Source organism: Pseudomonas sp. UW4 (genome assembly GCF_000316175.1).
Classification (GTDB): domain Bacteria; phylum Pseudomonadota; class Gammaproteobacteria; order Pseudomonadales; family Pseudomonadaceae; genus Aquipseudomonas; species Aquipseudomonas laurylsulfatiphila.
The window spans coordinates 2,046,384-2,065,082 of sequence record NC_019670.1 but is presented as its reverse complement, the minus strand read 5'-3'; the positions used below and the strand labels follow the sequence as shown (position 1 = coordinate 2,065,082).

The window sequence follows — 18,699 nt, the reverse complement described above, 5'->3', positions numbered from 1 at the left end:
ACGGTCTGACAGACAACAGAACCGTCATTGACACAAAGACTTAACCCGCCAACCCGACAAACATGTCCTGCACGTCGTCATGGTTATCAAGGCCTTCGAGGAAGGCTTCGACTTCCGCCATCTGCTCGTCGCTCAGGCCGCTGACCGGGTTTTTCGGCTGATAGCCCAGTTTGGCCGACAGCACGGTGAAGCCTTGTTCCGGCAGGGCTTTCTGTACCGCGTCGAGGTCGGTCGGTTCGGTCAGGAACAGGGTTGCACCCTCTTCACCCGGTTCGAAATCCTGAGCACCGGCTTCGATGGCGGCCATTTCCGGATCGGCGTCCGGGGTGTCCGGCGACGCTTCGATCATGCCGACATGGTTAAAGTCCCAGGCTACCGAACCGGAAGCGCCCAGTTGACCCTTGCGGAACGCCACGCGGATTTCGGCAACGGTGCGGTTGATGTTGTCGGTCACGCACTCGACGATCAACGGCACCTGATGCGGGGCAAACCCTTCATAGGTCACGCGATGGTATTGCACGGTCTCGCCCAACAGGCCCGCGCCCTTCTTGATGGCGCGATCCAGTGTTTCCTTGGGCATCGAAGCTTTCTTGGCCTGTTCAACGACCAGACGCAAGTGCGCGTTGGTAGCAACATCAGCGCCATTGCGCGCAGCAATGGTGATTTCTTTCACCAGTTTGCCGAAGATCTTGCCCTTGGCATTGGCTGCCGCTTCTTTGTGTTTAACCTTCCACTGTGCGCCCATTTCTCACTCTCTTATCTGTGACATCTGTGGCGTCGAGACAACCATTGGCCGACGCTTTGCGCAAGTTTATACGGCCTAAAGTTGGCAATCGACCAAAAAATCCCGACTGGCATCGACATCTTCACCAGCGGTTGTAGGGGGATTCTGAAATGCCGCTTTAGCCTGTCCGCAATGCGCCGGGGTTTCGTACGCTTTGCAGCCTATTCAACGGCAGCAGCGTGTTCGATGCACAACGACAAGGAAAGTCCCACCACCCTGACGCTTCTCGATGACGACCTGAGTTTCCAGGTGGTCCGGTTCAGCGGTCACGAAGCACTCAACCAGCCCTATCGATTCGACATCGAGGTTATCGGCCTGGCACCGGCCCTGAACCTTGAACGATTGCTGCACCAGCCGGCGTTTCTCGAGTTCGGCCACGACCAGGGCATACATGGCGTGCTGCACAGCGCCGGGTGTGAATATCGAAGCGCACACCGGGTCGCTTACAAACTGGTGCTGGTGTCCGGTATCCAGAAACTGGAGCAGCAACGCTGCCGACGGGTTTTCCAGCACGCCAGCGTGCCCATGATCCTGCGCCAGTTGCTCGAGGAACATGGGCTGCCCGCCAGCAGCTATCGCTTTGAACTGGCAACCGGCCACTATCCCGTGCGAGCTTTTTGCATTCAGTACGAAGAAACCGACCTGGCATTGTTGCAACGACTGTGCGAGGAAGAAGGCATCCATTACCACTTCGAGCATCAACGCGACGGCCATGTACTGGTACTGGCCGATGACAGCCTGAGTTTCCCCCAGGAGCCGCTGCTCATGCCGCTGTGCAGCGACGCAGGCAACGACCCTCACCAACCTGTGATCAGCGAATTGTTCCAGCGCCATGATGCTTCGCTCCCCCCTGTGCGCCCGGGTGCGAGCAATCCTGGTGCAGCGGACATCAGCGACGGTGCAGCCAATCACTCGTTCACCACGGCCAGACAGGTTCTCGCTGGCGAACAGCAGCATCGCGACCAGCTCAGCCGGCGACAACTGGAACGCCTGCGGTGCCGGCACCTGCAGATCCACGGTCAAAGCAACCTGGGAGCATTACGCAGCGGCCGGATCGTGCAGGTGGCCGGGCATCCCCTGGCGAGTTTCAATGATCAATGGCTGGTGACCGAAGCAAGCCATCAGGGGTGCCAGCCATCGATTCTGCTCGACGACTCAACGGGCATGGCCCTGGGTTACCGCAATCAATTCAGCGCCATCCCCTGGTCGACGGTGTTCAGGCCCGCGCTTAAACAACCCAGGCCGAGTATCCCCGGGTATCAACCAGGCCAGGTGTGCGGCCCGGTCGGACAACCGCCGACAGTGGACGAGGATGGCCGGATTCGGGTGAACCTCTGGCCCGCCACACATTCAGCCACAGAGTCGTTGTCCAGCGGCCTGTGGCTACCCTTGGCGCTGACCACCGCCGAGGACTGGATCGATCCGTCCCGCTTGCCCGTGGCCGGCAGTGAGGTACAGGTGATCTTCCTCGACAGTGACCCGGATCGCCCGGTGCTCTGTACGGCGCTGGGCCCTCGACCACAACCTCTGAACCCACCGCCCCGTGAACCCCGGGGCGATACCCGCCTGCTGTTCGACTGGCTGCTCCACCGTCCTTGAGCATGACCGAGGTCCACAAACCGGTGTAACCGCCGCCGACGATGTACACATCGGCGACGAGGAACAGCACTCAGGTACGCAGGGGTTTGATGTTCATCGCCCGATCGGGCACGGAGGGATGGTTGGTTTTCAGGCCGCCGGGGCGGCTGTTCCAGTGCGGGATCAGCACCAGCGCCGAGAACATCGCGCAGCCGGCGAAGACAATGAACACCGTGACCGAGTCGAAGTAACCTGGCAGCAATCCGCCAAGCACCGCTCCGACGGAACCGCAACCGTTGACGAACCCGGCTGCCGTCGCGCCGGCCTTGGCCGTGCCGAAATCGATCGCCGCCGCGCCGCTGATCATCGAGTCCGGCCCGTAGAGGGTCAGGCCCATGACGAACAAGAGCGCCACCACCAGGACCACACTGCCGGTATGCAGGGCGCCCATGAACAACGCCAGGGTCACGGTGAGTGCCAACAGACTGAGTACGCAAGCCGGCATGCGCCGGGCGCCGAACAGTTTGTCCGAGGCCAGGCCGATCATGATCGGCCCGAGCAACCCGGCCAGTTCGAACGAGGTCGGAATGATCGCCGCACCGACCTTGCCCACCGAAGGCATCTGTTCGAAGACGATCACCGGTCCCCACAGCAGAATCGCGTAGCGCGCCGGTTTCAGCATGAAGTACGCCAGCCCCAGCACCAGTACCGTGCGGTTGCGCAGGATTTCCTTGAGTGGCTCCCAGATTCTGATTCTGCTTTGGGCAAGGGTTTCTTCAGCGGTCAGTTCGGGCTCCGGTTCCACAGCCGGCAAGCCGACGTCTTCAGGTTTGTTGCGCTGGAAAATAAAAAACAGCACGGCGACCAGCCCGACCACCGCCGCACTGGAAATGAACGCCGCATGCCAGGTGCCGATGAGCGTATACGCCCACCAGCCGGCAAACGGCGAGGCCACGAGCCCGCCAAAGGCGTAGCAGGAACTCCACAGACCCAATACCCGACCGCGCTGTTCGGAGGGAAAGAAACTGCCCAGGTTCTTGCACAATCCCGACCAGCCGGTGGACTGCGCCAGGCCTTGTACCAGCATGCAGGTAGCAAAAATCGGTAACGTCGCAAAGTTGCCCATCACCAGCGCCGCACCAGCGGAAATCAGCAACCCGCCGAGCACCACCACCCGCGGACCGAAGCGGTCGGCCAGGATGCCCCAGGTGAATTGGCCGACGGCGTAAGCCGTCAGGTAGATGGCATCGAGGTTGGCCATGGCCATTTTGTCGAGCATGAAGGTCGGGTCTTCGGCGATGCCGAGTTTGGCCACCGAGAAGGCTTTTCGGGTGAAGTAGAACGCGGCGTAGGCAAGCCAGGTGATCGCGAAGATCTGCACGCGCCAACGCTTGATGGTGCCGATGTGCTTGTTCATTGTGCTTCTGACCTCAGGGTGTGAGTGTGCCGGCAGAATTGGAAGCAAATGCCTGTTTTCTTATTGTTGAGCACTGCGATATCGCCCTGTCCCTACGGCGGATACCGGTCAGATGAGTCCTGTTTTGCACGCCCAGGCTCATGGCACCCGCTGCGGTTCGACTGACCGGTCAGCGGGGCTGAGAGTGATAAAAACAATTACTGTTTAATAAGTGAAATCGATTTATCGTATTTCCAAAATAAGCTTTGCTTGTTACTGGAGATATCGATGTCGGTTTCCCACGCCCAACTCAAAGCGTTCCATGCCGTTGCGGTATATGGAAGCTTTACCAAAGCCGCCGAGCGGCTATTTCTGACGCAGCCAGCGATTTCCGACCAAGTGCGCAAACTTGAAGAGCGCTACGGTGTTTTGCTGTTTCACCGCAACAAGCGTTCGGTACGCCTGACCGATCTGGGCGAACGCCTGCTGAGCGTTACCCAGCGGCTTTTTGTGATTGAGGCCGAAGCCCAGGAACTGCTGCAGGACTCCCAGGCCCTGCAGACCGGCAGCCTGATCCTGGCGGTGGATGCGCCGGTGCACGTGCTGCCGCAGATTGCCCGATTCTGCGAACGCTACCCGGGGATCAGCGTGAAGATCGAAACCGGCAACACTGATGAGTCGCTGTTTCGACTGTTCAACTATCAGGCCGACCTGGCGTTGCTGGGCCGGGACGTCAGTGACGAACGCCTGATCTCCTTGCCCCTGCGCAATGACCCGATGGTGGCGTTCGTGTCGCGCAATCATCCGTGGGCCGACCGTGAATCCATCACCCTCGCCGACCTTGATGACACACCGCTGGTACTGCGGGAAATCGGTTCGGTGACGCGCCAGACCCTGGAGGAGGAAATGGCCGGCGCCGGGCTGCGCATTCGTCCGGCGATCCAGGTTGAAGGCCGGGAAGCCGCTCGTGAAGCGGTAGTGGTAGGGATTGGCATCGGCGTGGTGTCGGCGGCCGAGTTCGGCGCCGACTCACGTGTATGCGCCTTGCCAATTACCGATTGCAAACGGCGGCTGACTGAAACGCTGGTGTGCTTGCGCGAGCAGAGTTCGCGGCGAATCGTGGCGACGTTTCTTGAGATGGTGCGCGAGAGTCTTGTGTAGGCAGGGCCGGCCCCTTCGCGAGCAGGCTCGCTCCCACAAAGCTCTGTGCACGCCAAAGATCTACTGTGGGAGCGAGCCTGCTCGCGAAAGGCGCGACTCGGTCTGTTAGGTGGGCGCCAACCCCAAAAAAGCCTGAATCAACCGCAAATCCCGGCGCCGCTCCATGCACCCGATCATGTGCCGGTTCACCAACCCCTCGCCAATGATCGGCACCGCCGCCACTCGCGGGTCGTGGCTGACTTCCACCGACGACACCACCCCCACCCCCAGTTCGGCGGCCACCGCCTCGGTCACCGCTTCGCGGCTGTCCAGTTCCAGCAGCACCCGCGGATTGACCCTGGCCTGAGCGCAAGCCTCATCGAAGGTGCGCCGGGTAATCGAACTCGGCTCGCGCAGCACCATGATTACCTGATCCAGCTCCTTGAGCTGCACGCCTTTGGTCTTCTGCGCCCAAGGGTGCCCGTCGGGCACCAGCGCACAAATCCGTGATTCGCTCAGTGCCTGCAGATGCAAGCCCTTGCGCGGCTCGACTTCGGTCAGCACCGCCACGTCGGCATGTTCGGACAGCAGCGCCGCCAGGGTTTCCTGGGCGTTGCCCAGGCGCAGGTTCACCGTGATCCCCGGATAGCGCGCGCGCAGGCTGGCGAGCATCGGCATGACCATGTGCGGACCGTCCGCCGCCACCTCCAGGCGTCCGGTCAGCAATTGCCGGTTGGCTTCGAGCATCGCCTGCGCCTCCTCGGCCAGGCCGAACATCGCCCGGGTGATCGCCGCCAGCTTGGTGCCCTCCTCCGTCAGTTCCACCCGTCGGGCGGTGCGGCGCAACAGGGTGATCTGGTAGTGCTCTTCCAGCGCCTTGATGTGCCCGGTGACCGCCGGCTGGCTGATGAACAGCCGCGCCGCCGCCCGGGTAAAACTGCCTTCCCGGGCCACGGCATCGAAGGCGCGGAGCTGAAACAGGTTCATGAATAACCCTCACTGATGGCTGGCATAACAACAAACAATTTGATTGATAGCACGGCAAATTGCAATTTAAGCCCCGTAGCTTCACCCCATCGATTGCGAGGACACGAAAATGAGTGCTGCCGAACCCATCCTGCTCACCCCCGGCCCGTTGACCACTTCGGCCCGCACCCGTCAGGCGATGATGATCGACTGGGGCTCATGGGATGAGCGCTTCAATCAACTGACCGCCAGCCTATGCGAGCAATTGCTGGCGATCGTCAACGGCGCCGCCACCCACCACTGCGTGCCCTTGCAAGGCAGTGGCACCTTCGCCGTCGAGGCCGCGATCGGCACCCTGGTGCCTCGCGATGGCAAGGTTCTGGTACTGATCAACGGCGCCTACGGCAAACGCCTGGCGAAAATCTGCGAAGTGCTGGGCCGTTCCTTCAGCACCTTCGAAACCGCCGAAGACGAACCGACCACCGCCGCCGACGTCGACCGCCTGCTGCGCGCCGACAACGGCATCACCCACGTTGCCCTGATTCACTGCGAAACCAGCACCGGCATCCTCAATCCGTTGCCGGAGATCGCTCAGGTCGTCGCCGGACACGGCAAGCGCCTGATCATCGACGCCATGAGCTCCTTCGGTGCCCTGCCGGTGGACGCGCAACAAGTGCCGTTCGACGCCCTGATCGCCGCCTCGGGCAAATGCCTGGAGGGCGTGCCTGGCATGGGTTTTGTCTTCGCTCGCAAAGAATCCCTGGCCAGCGCCGCCGGCAACTCGCATTCGCTGGCGATGGACCTGCAGGACCAGCACGCCTACATGGCCAAGACCGGCCAATGGCGCTTCACCCCGCCGACCCATGTGGTCGCGGCGCTGCACGAAGCCCTGCTGCAATACAACGAAGAAGGCGGCTTGCCGGCCCGGCACGCACGCTACGCCGCCAACTGCCAGGCACTGATGGAAGAGATGGGCAACCTGGGGTTGCGCAGCTTCCTGCCGGCGGCCATTCAGGCGCCCATCATCGCCACCTTCCACGCCCCGAAAGATCCTCGCTACCAGTTCAAGGAGTTCTACGAGCGGGTCAAGGCCAAGGGTTACATCCTCTACCCCGGCAAACTGACCCAGGTCGAAACCTTCCGCGTCGGCTGCATCGGACATGTGCAACCGGCCGAGATGCGCGAAGCCGTGGCCGCGATTGGCGAGGTGTTGCGCGAGATGGAAGTGCTGGAGATCTAACCCACACCGCATTCCCCTGTGGGAGCGGGCTTGCCCGCGATTGCGGTCTGACATTCACCACTGATGTCGACTGACAGGGCCCCATCGCGGGCAAGCCCGCTCCCACAGGTAACGCGAACTACCGAATAGCTCATTCTCACAGGAATCCAAACACCATGAACTACTCCAACCCAGGCAAACTCCAGGCCGCGATCCTCGACTGGGCCGGCACCGTGGTCGACTTCGGCTCCTTCGCCCCGACGCAGATTTTCGTCGAGGCCTTCGCCGAGTTCGACGTCCAGGTTTCCATCGAAGAAGCCCGTGGCCCGATGGGCATGGGCAAGTGGGACCACATCCGCACCCTGTGCGATCTGCCGGAAGTTGCCGAGCGTTATCGCAAAGTCTTCGGCCGCACGCCGACCGACGACGACGTCACCGCAATCTACCAGCGTTTCATGCCGCTGCAGATCGAGAAAATCGCCGAACACTCGGCGCTGATTCCGGGCGCTCTGGAGACCATCGCCAACCTGCGCCAGCAAGGGATCAAGATCGGCTCCTGCTCCGGTTATCCGAAACAGGTCATGGACAAGGTGGTCGAACTGGCTGCCACCAACGGTTATGTGGCCGATCACGTGGTTGCCACCGACGAAGTCCCGAATGGCCGCCCGTGGCCCGCCCAGGCGCTGGCCAACGTCATTGCCCTGGGCATCGACGATGTCGCCGCGTGCGTGAAGATAGATGACACCGTACCAGGCATTCTCGAAGGTCGCCGCGCCGGCATGTGGACCGTGGCGCTGATCTGCTCGGGCAACGCCCTGGGCCTGGATTACGAAGGTTATCGCGCGCTGGGCAGCGACCAGCTGGACAGTGAGCGCAAGCGCATCCATGGGATGTTCGAAAGTTCGCGCCCGCACTACATGATCGACACCATCACAGATCTGCCGCAGGTCATCGCCGACATCAACAAGCGTCTGGCCAACGGCGAAATGCCGCAATCGAGCTAAAAACCACAACGCCCCCTGTAGGAGCGAGCTTGCTCGCGATGGAGTGTCAGATACGTTGATGTCGACTGACACACCATCGCGAGCAAGCTCACTCCTACAATGTTTTTCTATTGCCCCGATCCAGAGCATCGAGCGATCGATCACCTCAGGCAAACCCGGTGAAACAGGATTACAGTTAAGGCACACCGTCGGACAAGAGCGGTGGCTTTAAACCGGACCTCTGAGGAACACCGAATGCCGTGGAAAAACTCCGAGTCGCGCTACAGCACCGTATCGATCACGCTGCATTGGTTGATGCTGGTCCTGCTGGCGTTGGTTTATGCCTGTATCGAGTTTCGCGGGCTCTTTCCCAAGGGCAGTGGCGGGCGCACGCTGATCGTCGAATCACACTTCATGCTCGGCCTGACCGTATTCGTCCTGGTCTGGCTGCGATTGTTCGCACGCAGTCTGGGCCCGGCGCCGCAGGTCTTCCCCGCCTCGCCGCCGTGGCAAACGACGCTGGCCAGGCTGATGCACTGGGCGCTGTACATTTTCATGATCGTCACGCCGATCCTCGGCTGGCTGGTCACCAGCGCCAAAGGCAACCAGGTGATGTTCTACGGTTTCGACCTGCCGATGCCGATCGCGGAAAACAAGGACCTGGCCAAACAACTCAAGGACTGGCACGAACTCGGCGGCACTATCGGCTATTGGCTGATCGGCCTGCATGCCGTGGCCGCGCTGTATCACCATTATGTGGTGGGCGATAACACCTTGCTGCGGATGACGCCCAAAGGCGGAACCCGCGATAACTGAACTTGGCGGCAACCCGAGATGTGGGAGCGAGCTTGCTCGCGATGGCGGTGTGTCAGTCGACAAATGTGCTGAAGGCAATGCCCTCATCGCGAGCAAGCTCGCTCCCACATTGATTTGCGGTGCGTTTCAGGCTTGTGAATCAAACCCTCGCCGCCCCTGCAAGCCGCCGGTGTGGATGAAGATCAGTCGCGTACCTTGGGCGAATCGGCCCGCTTCGACTTGGTGCTTGAGTGCCAGCAGTGCCTTGCCGGTGTACAGCGGTTCGAAGGGAATGCCGCTGGCCTGCCCGGTCTTTTCGATGAACTCAAGCAGCAGCGGATCGACCTTGGCGAAGCCACCGCGACTGGCCTCAAACAGTTCATACACCGGATCTGACACGCCCGCTTGCCCCACGATCATCTCGACCTGCAGCGCCACGCCATGATCTTCAGGCACCGCCAACGCCCCGAAAACCGGATGATCACCAGCTTCTGCCAGTACCAGCCCCGCGAGGGTCGTGCCGGTTCCGCAGGCCAGCCACCAGCCGTCGTAATCACTCCAGCCCAATCCGGTCAGTTGCGCACAAACCTGCGCCCGCAACTGCATGCACCCTCGTGCACCGGGTAATCCGCCTCCACCTTCAGGCACCGGATGCAATGTCGGATACTGCGTTTGCCATGGCTGCCAAAAACCGGCCTCATGTCGCGCCCGATAGCCGCCGTAACCCAGCCAGTGCAACTGCATGCCAAATGCCTGCAAATCCTTCACGGTCGGTGTTTCCTGAGGATGCCCGCGCAACAAGCCGACGGTGGAAAAGCCGAAACGCTTGCCCGCCGCAGCCAACGCATGGAGGTGATTGGAATGCGCGCCACCGAGACTGATGATGCCTTCGGCCCCTGCGCGGTCGGCAGTCTTAAGGTGTTCGATGAGCTTGAACCATTTGTTGCCGCTGATCAGCGGGTCGATCAGGTCCAGACGCAGGATGGCGACTTCGATGCCGGCATCGGTAAGCCAGTCGAGATCAACGCGTTCGAGGGTGGGCTGGGGTAGCCAGGTGGAAGAAGGGAGAAGCATCAATGCCGGCTCTAGGTGAAGAGCCGGCATCTTAACAGCCATGCGGACGCTATCGCGGGCAAGTCGAATCGTCGCACCGCCGCTCCCACAGTGGATTTGTGTCGCTCACAAAACTCATGAACAACGCAATAACTGTGGGAGCGAGCTTGCTCGCGATGGCCATTGGCACGCTGAACCTGCTATTACAACTGCGCCGCCAACCGCGAACCCTGATTGATCGCCCGCTTGGCATCCAGCTCTGCCGCGACGTCCGCGCCACCGATCAGGTGCACGCTCTGCCCCGCCGCCACCAGGCTCTCATGCAACTCACGCAACGGGTCCTGCCCGGCGCAAATCACGATGTTGTCCACTGGCAGCACCTGCGGCTCGCCGGTTTCGCCGATGCGGATGTGCAGGCCTTCGTCGTCGATCTTCAGGTATTCAACGCTGTTGAGCATCTGCACCTGCTTGTTCTTCAGCCCCGTGCGATGGATCCAGCCGGTGGTCTTGCCCAGGCCGTCGCCGACCTTGGACTTCTTGCGTTGCAGCAGGAACACCTCGCGGGCCGGCGCATGGGGTGCGGCCTTGATACCGGCAACACCACCGCGTGCCTCAAGGTGCGTATCGATGCCCCACTCCTTCCAGAACGCGGCGCGGTCCTGACTGGTAGCGACACCTTCATGAACGAGGAACTCGGAGACGTCGAAACCAATACCACCGGCACCAATCACCGCGACACGCTTGCCGACCGGTTTGCGCTCCAGGATCACATCCAGGTAGCTCAGCACCTTGGCGTTTTCCACGCCAGGAATCGCCGGCACGCGCGGCGCAATGCCGGTGGCCAGGATGATCTCGTCGTAGCCGCCTTCGACCAGCTGTGCCACGTCGACTCGGGTGTTCAGGCACACCTCGACGTTGGTGGTCTGCAGCTTGCGGTTGAAGTAGCGGATGGTCTCATAGAACTCTTCCTTGCCCGGAACGCGCTTGGCGATGTTGAACTGACCGCCGATTTCGCTGGCCGAATCGAACAGCGTCACCTGATGGCCGCGCTCGGCCGCCACGGTCGCGGCGGACAAACCGGCAGGGCCGGCACCGACCACGGCGATTTTCTTCAGTTGCTGCACAGGCAGGTAATTGAGTTCGGTTTCGTGGCAGGCACGCGGGTTGACCAGGCAGCTGGTCAGCTTGCCGCCAAAGGTGTGATCGAGGCAGGCCTGGTTGCAGCCGATGCAGGTGTTGATCTCATCGGCGCGACCCTCTGCGGCCTTGTTGACGAAATCCGGATCGGCGAGGAAGGGCCGTGCCATGGACACCATGTCGGCATCGCCCTCGGCGAGTATCTGCTCGGCGACTTCCGGTGTGTTGATGCGATTGGTGGTGATCAGCGGAATATTCACCGAACCCCGCAGCTTGGCCGTGACCTTGCTGAACGCCGCACGCGGCACTTTGGTGGCGATGGTCGGAATCCGCGCTTCGTGCCAGCCGATACCGGTGTTGATGATGGTCGCGCCGGCCTGCTCGATGGCCTTGGCCAGTTGAACGATCTCTTCCCAGGTGCTGCCGCCTTCGACCAGGTCGAGCATCGACAGCCGGAAAATGATGATGAAATTCGGGCCGACCGCTTCACGCACGCGGCGAACGATTTCCACCGGCAGGCGCATGCGGTTTTCATAACTGCCACCCCAGCGGTCGGTACGGTGGTTGGTGTGGGCGGCGAGGAACTGGTTAATGAAATAGCCTTCGGAGCCCATGATTTCCACACCGTCGTACTCGGCGGTTTGCGCCAGTACCGAGCAGGTGACGAAATCGCTGATCTGCTTCTCGATGCCTTCCTCGTCCAGCTCCTTGGGCTTGAACGGGTTGATCGGCGCTTGAATGGCGCTGGGTGCAACCTGTTTCGGGCTGTAGGCATAACGACCGGCGTGGAGAATCTGCATGCAGATCTTGCCGCCCGCGTCATGAACGGCACGGGTGACGATACGGTGCTTGAGCGCCTCTTCTTCGGTCGTCAGCTTGGCCGCACCGGAATACACGCCACCTTCGTCGTTCGGGCCGATACCGCCGGTAACCATCAGGCCGACACCGCCACGGGCACGTTCGGCAAAGTACGCCGCCATGCGTTCGAAACCACCCGGTTTCTCCTCAAGACCCGTGTGCATCGAACCCATCAGGGTGCGATTGCGCAGCGTGGTGAAACCCAGGTCCAGCGGAGCCAACAGGTGCGGGTATTGAGCGGCGGTCATCGGTAACTCCACATCGATCGATCACGGAAAGTGCAGGAGCTCTGTGGCCCCCATCAGTCATGTTCGACAGACTAAGAGTCGCAGCGCCGTCGCTCAATGACCGTAACTGACAACTTAATGATCGAAATGTGCAGCAACAGGGGGTGACCGAGAGTGGCCACCCCTCATAAGGTCAATTACCCGTAAATACCGGCTTGCGCTTTTCGAAGAAGGCGCGTGCACCTTCAGCCTGATCCTTGCTCGCCGCGCAGTGCAGGAAAGCCTTGCGCTCTTCACGCAGTCCTTCGTCCAGTGTCCTCTCGTCGGCGCCTACGATACAGCGCAGCACACCGTCCACGGCCAGCGGTGCCTTCTCAGCCAGTTCCTGCGCCAGCGCCATCGCTGCTACCTTGAGTTCGGCGACTGGATGAACGGAACGCACCAGCCCCATGCGCAAGGCCTCGTGACCGTCAATCCTGCGGGCACGCAACACCATATCGAGCGCGTTGTCACGACCAATGCAGCGAGTCAGGCGCACCGAACCGCCCCATGCCGGCACGGTTCCCAGATCCATCTCGGGCAGACCTATCTGAGTGCCAGTATCGGCGGCGAGACGGAAATGGCAGGCCAGGGGCAATTCGAGCCCGCCGCCCAGGCAGTAGCCGAACAGGGTGGCAACCGACGGCTTGCCCAGGGACTCGATGCGCGCCAGAACGCGTAGGCGCTGGTCGAGCACGGTGTCCCAACCACCGCGGGCTGGAACCTCGCGCATCGCCTCCTTGAGGTCCATGCCAACGGAGAAATTGGCCTCGCCTTCACCCGTGAAAAGCAGGGCACGTACACTTGAATCGGTGGCGGCCTCTTCAACCGCCGCTTCCAGAGCGTCGATGAAAGCGAAGCTCATTCGGTTGATCGGTGCGTCATTGATGCTGATGGACATAACGGCGCCGTGACGCGTGATCAACAGGGGGTTTTCGTTGGACATGATGAGTGATTCCTTTTTTTGTAAGGGGTGCCTACGACGGTCGCAAAATTATCGGCCGTCAAAAATGCGCAAATGTTTTCGTCGCAGCGAAGCGTGTCAGGCCACTTCAGGAGGCTGTTCCGGTTCCGGGAAAATTTGACCGCCTTCCATGGCCCATGAAGCGGGTATGTCGACCACTGCCACGACCACTGCATTCGCATCGGCCCCGGTGACGGCCATGTAAACGTCGGTGATTGCGCGCAGGATGGCGTGGCGTGTCGCCTGTGGTCGTCCTGCACGTATCTGTCCGCGAATTATCGCGGGGGTCGCGACTTGGCCGGCGGTGAATGCGCTTCCCGGTTCAAGCTCCTTGAACAGCACGTGCACATAGCTGGCCGGCGCGCCAGTTTCCCTGGTGTGAATGGATGTGATGGACTCGGCCAGCGATTGGCGTTGACGCTCGCTGAGCGTTCCTTTGACGGTCTGGCATTCATAGAGGGGCATGGAAAACTCCTTTGAAGACGTTATGCAACAGTCAGGTACACAGGGCTTCAGCCCTTCAACTTGATGATCAGTTCGATCAGCTTGTTGGGCTTGAGCGGTCCTTTGTCGTAGGGCGGCAGCATCATCCTGGTGGCCGCGAAGAAGCCCTGACGATAGACGGGGCGCATTTTGGAAAAGGTCTGAAAGCCTTCGTAACCGTGGTAATGGCCCATACCGCTGGCGCCGACGCCGCCGAAGGGCATGTCGTGCTGAGACACGTGCAGCAGCGCGGTGTTGATGCATACGCCGCCCGACATGATGTGGGTCACGTAGTAGTCCTGCAGGGCGCGGTCCCTGGTGAAGGGATACAGCGCCAGGGGCCTGTCGTGCTTGTTGACGTAACCAGCCACTTCTTCGCGAGTGGTGTAGGTCTTGACCGGCAGCAGCGGGCCGAAGATCTCGCGCTGCATGATGACCATGTCGTCGCTGACGTTGAATACCAGAGTCAGCGGGAACTTGCGCAGGGTCTTGTCCGGCGTCTGCTCGGGGAAAAGATTGACCACGCGCGCGCCCTTGGCCACAGCGTCATCCAGCGTGGCCTGCATGCGGTCATAGGCGCGCTGGTCGATCATGGACGTGTAATCGGCATGATTGATGTCAGGGTAGCGCTCGGCTATGACCCGCAGGGCTTCCAGCTCGAAGTCCGCCTCGGAGCCGGCGGGAATGAAGACATAGTCGACGTTGGTGCAGATCTGGCCCGCGTTGAAGGCCTTGCTCCACATGATGCGATCGACGGCCAGGGTCATCGGGAAATCCGGCGCGACCACGGCGGGTGATTTTCCGCCCAACTCCAGCGTCACCGGGGTCAGGTTGCGTGCAGCGTTCGCCATCACGGAGCGGCCGGTCTGACCCGAACCCGTGAAGAAGAGATGATCGAAGCGGATCGAGGAAAAAGCCGGGCCCACCGAGCCATTGGCGCCGCTGTCTTCGAAGAACTGAAGCTGTTGCGGCGGGAAATATTTCGGTGAGATGGACATCAGAAGACGCGTCAGATTGTTCGAGTTTTCCGACATCTTGACCATCGCCCGGTTGCCGGCGGCGAAGATGGCGGTGAGTGGCCCGAACGACAGCAGCAGCGGAAAGTTCCAGGGTACGATCACGCCGACCACGCCCAACGGCTGGGGAATGACACGGTTGCTGGAGGTGGGGTAGACCATCAGATCGATGTGACGCTTCTGCGGTTTCATCCACTTCTTCAGGTGCTTGATGGTGGACTTGATATCTCCCAGCACGACGAAAAACTCGGCGAACAGCGTCTCGAAGGTGGAGCGGTTGCCGTAGTCCTGGTTGATCGCTTCGATCAGTGCCTGGCGGTTGTCTTTCAGCATCCGCGCCAACTTCTTGAGGTCTTCCACGCGCTGGGCATAGCTGCGCTCGGGCGTGGCGAGGTAGGCGGCGCGTTGGTGCTCGAAACAGGATTGCATGGCGGGGGGAACGATGGGCTGGGCAATATTCAGGGCACTCATGCCGAGGTCCTTGTGTAGTGATTGAAAGGCGGCAAATGGGTTTGGCTACGCTTGTCGCGCAGCCGCCCCCCTTCTATTGCAAAGGATTCAATGCATCCGGTGTGGCGCTCACGCGTCCTTGAAGTTCGGCGCTCGTTTTTCCAGGAAGGCCGCAGCGCCTTCCTTGAAGTCTTCTGCACCGGTCAACCGGGCGACTTCACTTAGCAGTGTTGCAAGCGCCGCCTCGGGGCCTTTTTCACGAGCCAGGCGCACCGACGCAAGCGCTGCTTTAACCCCGGACGGTGAGTTCTGCGCAATCAGCCGTGCGAATTCGAAAGCGCGCGTCATCAGCTGGCTCTGCGGTACGACTTCTTGCACCAGCCCCATCCGGCAAGCGGACTGAGCATCGAACTCTTGCGCCGTCAGGATGTAGCGAAGCGCGTTACCGAGACCGATTTTTGCCGGCAAGAACACGGTGGCACCCCCGAACGGGAACAACCCGACTGCCACCTCGCGTTGAATGAACGTGACATCTTGCGCGGCGATAACGATATCTGCCGCTGCCGCCAGCTCCACCCCCAGGTTCATGCACTTGCCATGAACGGCAAGGACCACCGGTTTGCTCCGGCGGCGAACGGCCGGGTCGATTTCGAGCATATCCACCAGCGATGGATCGCCGATACGCAACTCTCCCCGCGCGGCGAGAGGCGCAGTACTGACGATGTCCATGCCCGAGGTGAAGACCAGGCCATTGGCATGCAACACCGCACAACGCAGGCCTGGATCGTCCTCGTAGATCGCCATGGCCTTGGCCAGGCCGATGAACATGTCGCGGTCGAAGGCATTCATCTTGCGCGGACGGTCCAGGCAGATCGACAGCACATTACCGTGGCGTGTGATAACCACCCGATCCTCAAGACGGTCGCCGGACGCGGCATGGGTTTCGCGTTTTTCGCGCTCGCGCAGTACCAGGATCCGCCGCAGGATTTTCCCTGCCGGGTTCTTCGGAATGGCGTCGATGAACTCGATGTCGCGCAGTTTCTTGTAGGGGGTTACACGCTGTGCGACGAAGTCGATCAGTTCGGCTTCGGTCACAGGTGAGCGCAGCACAACGAAGGCTTTGGGCACCTCACCGGATTCGGTGTCAGGGCTGGGCACGACGCCGGCATCCGCCACCGCGGGGTGCATCAACAACACACTTTCGAGTTCGACCGGGCTGATCTGGAAGCCTTTGAACTTGATGAACTCTTTGGCGCGGTCGATGATTCGCAGATTGCCGTGCTCATCGAGCCGGCCGACATCTCCGGTTCGCAGCCAGCCCTGCGCATCGATCGTTTCGGCGGTTGCCGCCGGATTGTTGAAGTAGCCGAGCATCACGTTGGGACCGCGTATCAGCAGCTCGCCATCCGCACCTGGCGCCACGTCCTGGCTGCCGCCGATTTCCACGACCCGCACCTCAATGCCATGCATCACCCGGCCGACCGAACCTTCGGCCTCTTTGGGCATGCCTGGCTCGGAAACAGCTCCGGTGGTGGTGGATTCGGTAAGGCCCCAGCCGTTGAGCACCGGTACTTTCAATCGATCGGCGGCGCTCTTCAGCAGGTCGGCACTGATGGGTGAGGCACCGGAGATGGCCAGCCGCAGGCTCGACAGGTCGAAATGATCGACCAAAGGGTGCTTGGCAAACTGCAACACAACGGGAGCAACGACCGGAGCGACAGTGATTTTGTAGTCCTGAATCACGCGCAAAGTCACTTCCAGGTCGAGAGCGGGCAGCACGATCAAGCGCGCGCCCTGAGAAAGAGCCGAGCCTATGAAGCTGGTTTGTCCATAGATATGGAAGAACGGCAGCGCCGCCAGGATGGTGTCGGACCGGCGGAAAACCTGGGCGGCGGTCACCTGCTCGGTCGCCGCGACGTAGTTGCGATTGCTGAGCATCACCGCCTTGGGGAAGCCGCTGGTGCCACTGGAGAACATCAGGGCCAACAGGTCTTTTTGCACATCACGGCAGCGTTCTTCGGCCAGAGGCTTGCCCATCAGCAACGAGGAAAACGGCGTGAGGCCCGCAGACTCACCCAGCACGAAAATTTCTTTGAGCTGCAATGTGGACAGGGTGTCACGTAGCCTTTCGAAGACTTGCGGGGTGACGATCACACGCGTGGCCCCCACCAGCTTGAGGAGTTCTCGCACGTCCTCTGGTGAGGACATGGGATTGAGTGTGGAGTACACGCCGCCGGCGAAGGCTATACCGTACAGAGCCACCGGGAACCAAATGCTGTTCGGCGCGATGATGGCGGTGACCTCGCCCGGCTCCAGACCGCGCTCTATCAGGTTGGCGGCAAGCACACGCACATGCCGGGACAGTTCGGCGTAGGTCAGTTGTTCACCGCTCAGCCCGTCGATCAGCGCCGGGTTGTCTGCGTAGTGTTGGATTCGCTCCAGAAATAGCCCGGCGAAGGAACCGACGGGTACTTCCAAAGGCCTTTGCGACAGAAATGAATTCATGTATTTACCCCGCTCGTGGTATTGGTCATTGCGTGTTCCGAGGCACGTTGGTGCGCCTTAGGGGTCATCGACTCGTGAACAACAGTACGAGCGGGGTCGTGAGCTCGACAAACGACATTGGTTTTACTTGGATGACAAAATGTCACGTGAAAAGAAGATCCTCATCCCTACGGAGAGCGTGCGACAGCTGCCCGCGCTCAATGCTTTTGAAGCGGCTGCGCGGCTGGGCTCCTTTCAAGAGGCCGCAACGTTCCTGCACCTGACGCCTTCGGCAATCAGTCACCAGGTTCGAAGGCTGGAAGGCGTATTGGGTGTGGCGCTTTTTGTTCGACGCAATCGGCAAATCGAACTGACCGAAAGCGGCCGCAAGCTGCAGCTGCACGTCAGCCGGGGCCTGGCCGAGATCGCTATCGGGCTTCAGGCGGTCAAACAAGCCAGTGACACCAGCCCTTTACGCATCAGTGTGGCGCCCAGTTTCGCGGCTACCTATCTGAGTGCGGGCATGGCGCAGTTCGAGCATGAGAACCCGGATATCACCGTGCATATGGAGTTTTCATCCAGAGTGGCCGATCTGGAAGCCCGCGAGCTGGACATTGCCATTCGCCACACCACGCAAACCCGATTCAACGTATTTTCCGAAAAACTGGCGGATGTTTCCGGTGCACCTGTCTGTGCACCGCAAATAGCGGCAAGACTCGTTGCCGGGGAGCGTATCGAGAGTATCCCTCGCATTACGCTAGCCCAGGCACCTGGCGTCTGGACACTTTGGAATCAAGCCGCCGGACGCATGGATATCCCGCCACAGCGTGAGCTGCTTTTTGAAAGTCTGAGTGATGGCCTGCAGGCGGCAATTGACGGTCAGGGATTGATGATGGCTCCGCTGGGGCTTATCGAAAAGCACCTGAAGAATGGCCAATTGGTTCTGCCTTTCAAGGAGAAGCTGGAGCGAGTGTCGGCCTACCGCTTGCTGTGTCTCAATGGCAATGAGATGTCTCCCAAAGTCTTGCGGCTGCGGCGCTGGCTAAAGGCGGTGATTCGCAACAGCGGCCATTTCGGCGACGGTCTCGATGTCGCCAGCCATCAGGTCCCGCGCGCAGATCGATAAC

General features: G+C 60.8%; 15 protein-coding genes. 6 read left to right on the top strand and 9 right to left on the bottom strand.

Annotation, left to right across the window (positions count from 1 at the left end; genetic code table 11):
• Window positions 1–40: 40 nt before the first annotated feature.
• On the bottom strand, window positions 41–745 hold the full coding sequence (locus PPUTUW4_RS08960) for a YebC/PmpR family DNA-binding transcriptional regulator (protein ID WP_007976978.1): 705 nt from the start codon (window positions 743–745) through the stop codon (window positions 41–43).
• Window positions 746–970: 225 nt separating this feature from the next.
• On the opposite strand from PPUTUW4_RS08960, the gene tssI reads away from it, so the two are divergent.
• On the top strand, window positions 971–2,383 hold the full coding sequence (gene tssI / locus PPUTUW4_RS08955) for a type VI secretion system tip protein TssI/VgrG (RefSeq protein WP_015094340.1): 1,413 nt from the start codon (window positions 971–973) through the stop codon (window positions 2,381–2,383).
• A gap of 70 nt (window positions 2,384–2,453) precedes the next feature.
• Here the strand turns inward: tssI and PPUTUW4_RS08950 are convergent, their stop codons facing one another.
• Complete coding sequence (locus tag PPUTUW4_RS08950) at window positions 2,454–3,779, bottom strand: MFS transporter (protein WP_015094339.1); 1,326 nt, start codon at window positions 3,777–3,779, stop codon at window positions 2,454–2,456.
• A 267-nt stretch (window positions 3,780–4,046) separates the two neighbouring features.
• Here PPUTUW4_RS08950 and PPUTUW4_RS08945 point away from each other — a divergent pair, with 267 nt between their 5' ends.
• A complete protein-coding gene (locus PPUTUW4_RS08945; protein WP_015094338.1) occupies window positions 4,047–4,919 on the top strand; it encodes a LysR family transcriptional regulator in 873 nt (290 codons plus the stop codon).
• Between the two features lie 105 nt (window positions 4,920–5,024).
• Here the strand turns inward: PPUTUW4_RS08945 and PPUTUW4_RS08940 are convergent, their stop codons facing one another.
• Window positions 5,025–5,885: a LysR substrate-binding domain-containing protein gene (locus PPUTUW4_RS08940; RefSeq protein WP_015094337.1), complete on the bottom strand. Its 861-nt coding sequence runs from the start codon at window positions 5,883–5,885 to the stop codon at window positions 5,025–5,027.
• A gap of 109 nt (window positions 5,886–5,994) precedes the next feature.
• On the opposite strand from PPUTUW4_RS08940, the gene PPUTUW4_RS08935 reads away from it, so the two are divergent.
• The 3 genes from PPUTUW4_RS08935 (at window position 5,995) to PPUTUW4_RS08925 (ending at window position 8,882) form a co-directional block, all read left to right on the top strand.
• Window positions 5,995–7,104: a 2-aminoethylphosphonate--pyruvate transaminase gene (locus PPUTUW4_RS08935; RefSeq protein WP_015094336.1), complete on the top strand. Its 1,110-nt coding sequence runs from the start codon at window positions 5,995–5,997 to the stop codon at window positions 7,102–7,104.
• A gap of 155 nt (window positions 7,105–7,259) precedes the next feature.
• Window positions 7,260–8,087 (top strand): phosphonoacetaldehyde hydrolase, encoded by an 828-nt coding sequence (gene phnX, locus PPUTUW4_RS08930; protein ID WP_015094335.1) that lies wholly within the window; start codon window positions 7,260–7,262, stop codon window positions 8,085–8,087.
• Window positions 8,088–8,321: 234 nt separating this feature from the next.
• Window positions 8,322–8,882, top strand: a complete 561-nt coding sequence (locus PPUTUW4_RS08925; protein WP_015094334.1) for a cytochrome b — start codon at window positions 8,322–8,324, stop codon at window positions 8,880–8,882.
• 126 nt (window positions 8,883–9,008) lie between these two features.
• Here the strand turns inward: PPUTUW4_RS08925 and PPUTUW4_RS08920 are convergent, their stop codons facing one another.
• The 6 genes from PPUTUW4_RS08920 to PPUTUW4_RS08895 form a co-directional block, all read right to left on the bottom strand.
• A complete protein-coding gene (locus PPUTUW4_RS08920; protein WP_015094333.1) occupies window positions 9,009–9,935 on the bottom strand; it encodes a pyridoxal-phosphate dependent enzyme in 927 nt (308 codons plus the stop codon).
• Between the two features lie 182 nt (window positions 9,936–10,117).
• Window positions 10,118–12,157 (bottom strand): NADPH-dependent 2,4-dienoyl-CoA reductase, encoded by a 2,040-nt coding sequence (locus PPUTUW4_RS08915; RefSeq protein ID WP_015094332.1) that lies wholly within the window; start codon window positions 12,155–12,157, stop codon window positions 10,118–10,120.
• A 172-nt stretch (window positions 12,158–12,329) separates the two neighbouring features.
• Window positions 12,330–13,121: an enoyl-CoA hydratase-related protein gene (locus tag PPUTUW4_RS08910; protein ID WP_015094331.1), complete on the bottom strand. Its 792-nt coding sequence runs from the start codon at window positions 13,119–13,121 to the stop codon at window positions 12,330–12,332.
• A 96-nt stretch (window positions 13,122–13,217) separates the two neighbouring features.
• A complete protein-coding gene (locus PPUTUW4_RS08905; protein WP_015094330.1) occupies window positions 13,218–13,604 on the bottom strand; it encodes a tautomerase family protein in 387 nt (128 codons plus the stop codon).
• 47 nt (window positions 13,605–13,651) lie between these two features.
• Window positions 13,652–15,109 (bottom strand): coniferyl aldehyde dehydrogenase, encoded by a 1,458-nt coding sequence (locus tag PPUTUW4_RS08900; protein ID WP_015094329.1) that lies wholly within the window; start codon window positions 15,107–15,109, stop codon window positions 13,652–13,654.
• A gap of 108 nt (window positions 15,110–15,217) precedes the next feature.
• The gene (locus PPUTUW4_RS08895; RefSeq protein ID WP_015094328.1) at window positions 15,218–17,593 is read right to left on the bottom strand and encodes a crotonase/enoyl-CoA hydratase family protein; all 2,376 of its coding nucleotides are present in this window, start codon (window positions 17,591–17,593) and stop codon (window positions 15,218–15,220) included.
• Window positions 17,594–17,732: 139 nt separating this feature from the next.
• Between PPUTUW4_RS08895 and PPUTUW4_RS08890 the strand changes: the two genes are divergently transcribed.
• Entirely contained in the window at window positions 17,733–18,698 is a 966-nt protein-coding gene (locus PPUTUW4_RS08890; RefSeq protein ID WP_015094327.1) for a LysR substrate-binding domain-containing protein, read from the top strand.
• The last annotated feature ends 1 nt before the right edge of the window (window position 18,699 follow it).

Bases quoted from the DNA above. Each gene is read 5' to 3' on its own strand.
- PPUTUW4_RS08960 (WP_007976978.1), bottom strand. From the start codon at position 745: ATGGGCGCACAGTGGAAGGTTAAACACAAAGAAGCGGCAGCCAATGCC.
- PPUTUW4_RS08890 (WP_015094327.1), top strand. From the start codon at position 17,733: ATGTCACGTGAAAAGAAGATCCTCATCCCTACGGAGAGCGTGCGACAG.
- PPUTUW4_RS08950 (WP_015094339.1), bottom strand. From the start codon at position 3,779: ATGAACAAGCACATCGGCACCATCAAGCGTTGGCGCGTGCAGATCTTC.
- tssI (WP_015094340.1), top strand. From the start codon at position 971: ATGCACAACGACAAGGAAAGTCCCACCACCCTGACGCTTCTCGATGAC.
- PPUTUW4_RS08940 (WP_015094337.1), bottom strand. From the start codon at position 5,885: ATGAACCTGTTTCAGCTCCGCGCCTTCGATGCCGTGGCCCGGGAAGGC.
- PPUTUW4_RS08915 (WP_015094332.1), bottom strand. From the start codon at position 12,157: ATGACCGCCGCTCAATACCCGCACCTGTTGGCTCCGCTGGACCTGGGT.
- PPUTUW4_RS08920 (WP_015094333.1), bottom strand. From the start codon at position 9,935: ATGCTTCTCCCTTCTTCCACCTGGCTACCCCAGCCCACCCTCGAACGC.
- PPUTUW4_RS08905 (WP_015094330.1), bottom strand. From the start codon at position 13,604: ATGCCCCTCTATGAATGCCAGACCGTCAAAGGAACGCTCAGCGAGCGT.
- PPUTUW4_RS08935 (WP_015094336.1), top strand. From the start codon at position 5,995: ATGAGTGCTGCCGAACCCATCCTGCTCACCCCCGGCCCGTTGACCACT.
- PPUTUW4_RS08895 (WP_015094328.1), bottom strand. From the start codon at position 17,593: ATGAATTCATTTCTGTCGCAAAGGCCTTTGGAAGTACCCGTCGGTTCC.
- PPUTUW4_RS08910 (WP_015094331.1), bottom strand. From the start codon at position 13,121: ATGTCCAACGAAAACCCCCTGTTGATCACGCGTCACGGCGCCGTTATG.
- PPUTUW4_RS08945 (WP_015094338.1), top strand. From the start codon at position 4,047: ATGTCGGTTTCCCACGCCCAACTCAAAGCGTTCCATGCCGTTGCGGTA.
- PPUTUW4_RS08925 (WP_015094334.1), top strand. From the start codon at position 8,322: ATGCCGTGGAAAAACTCCGAGTCGCGCTACAGCACCGTATCGATCACG.
- PPUTUW4_RS08900 (WP_015094329.1), bottom strand. From the start codon at position 15,109: ATGAGTGCCCTGAATATTGCCCAGCCCATCGTTCCCCCCGCCATGCAA.
- phnX (WP_015094335.1), top strand. From the start codon at position 7,260: ATGAACTACTCCAACCCAGGCAAACTCCAGGCCGCGATCCTCGACTGG.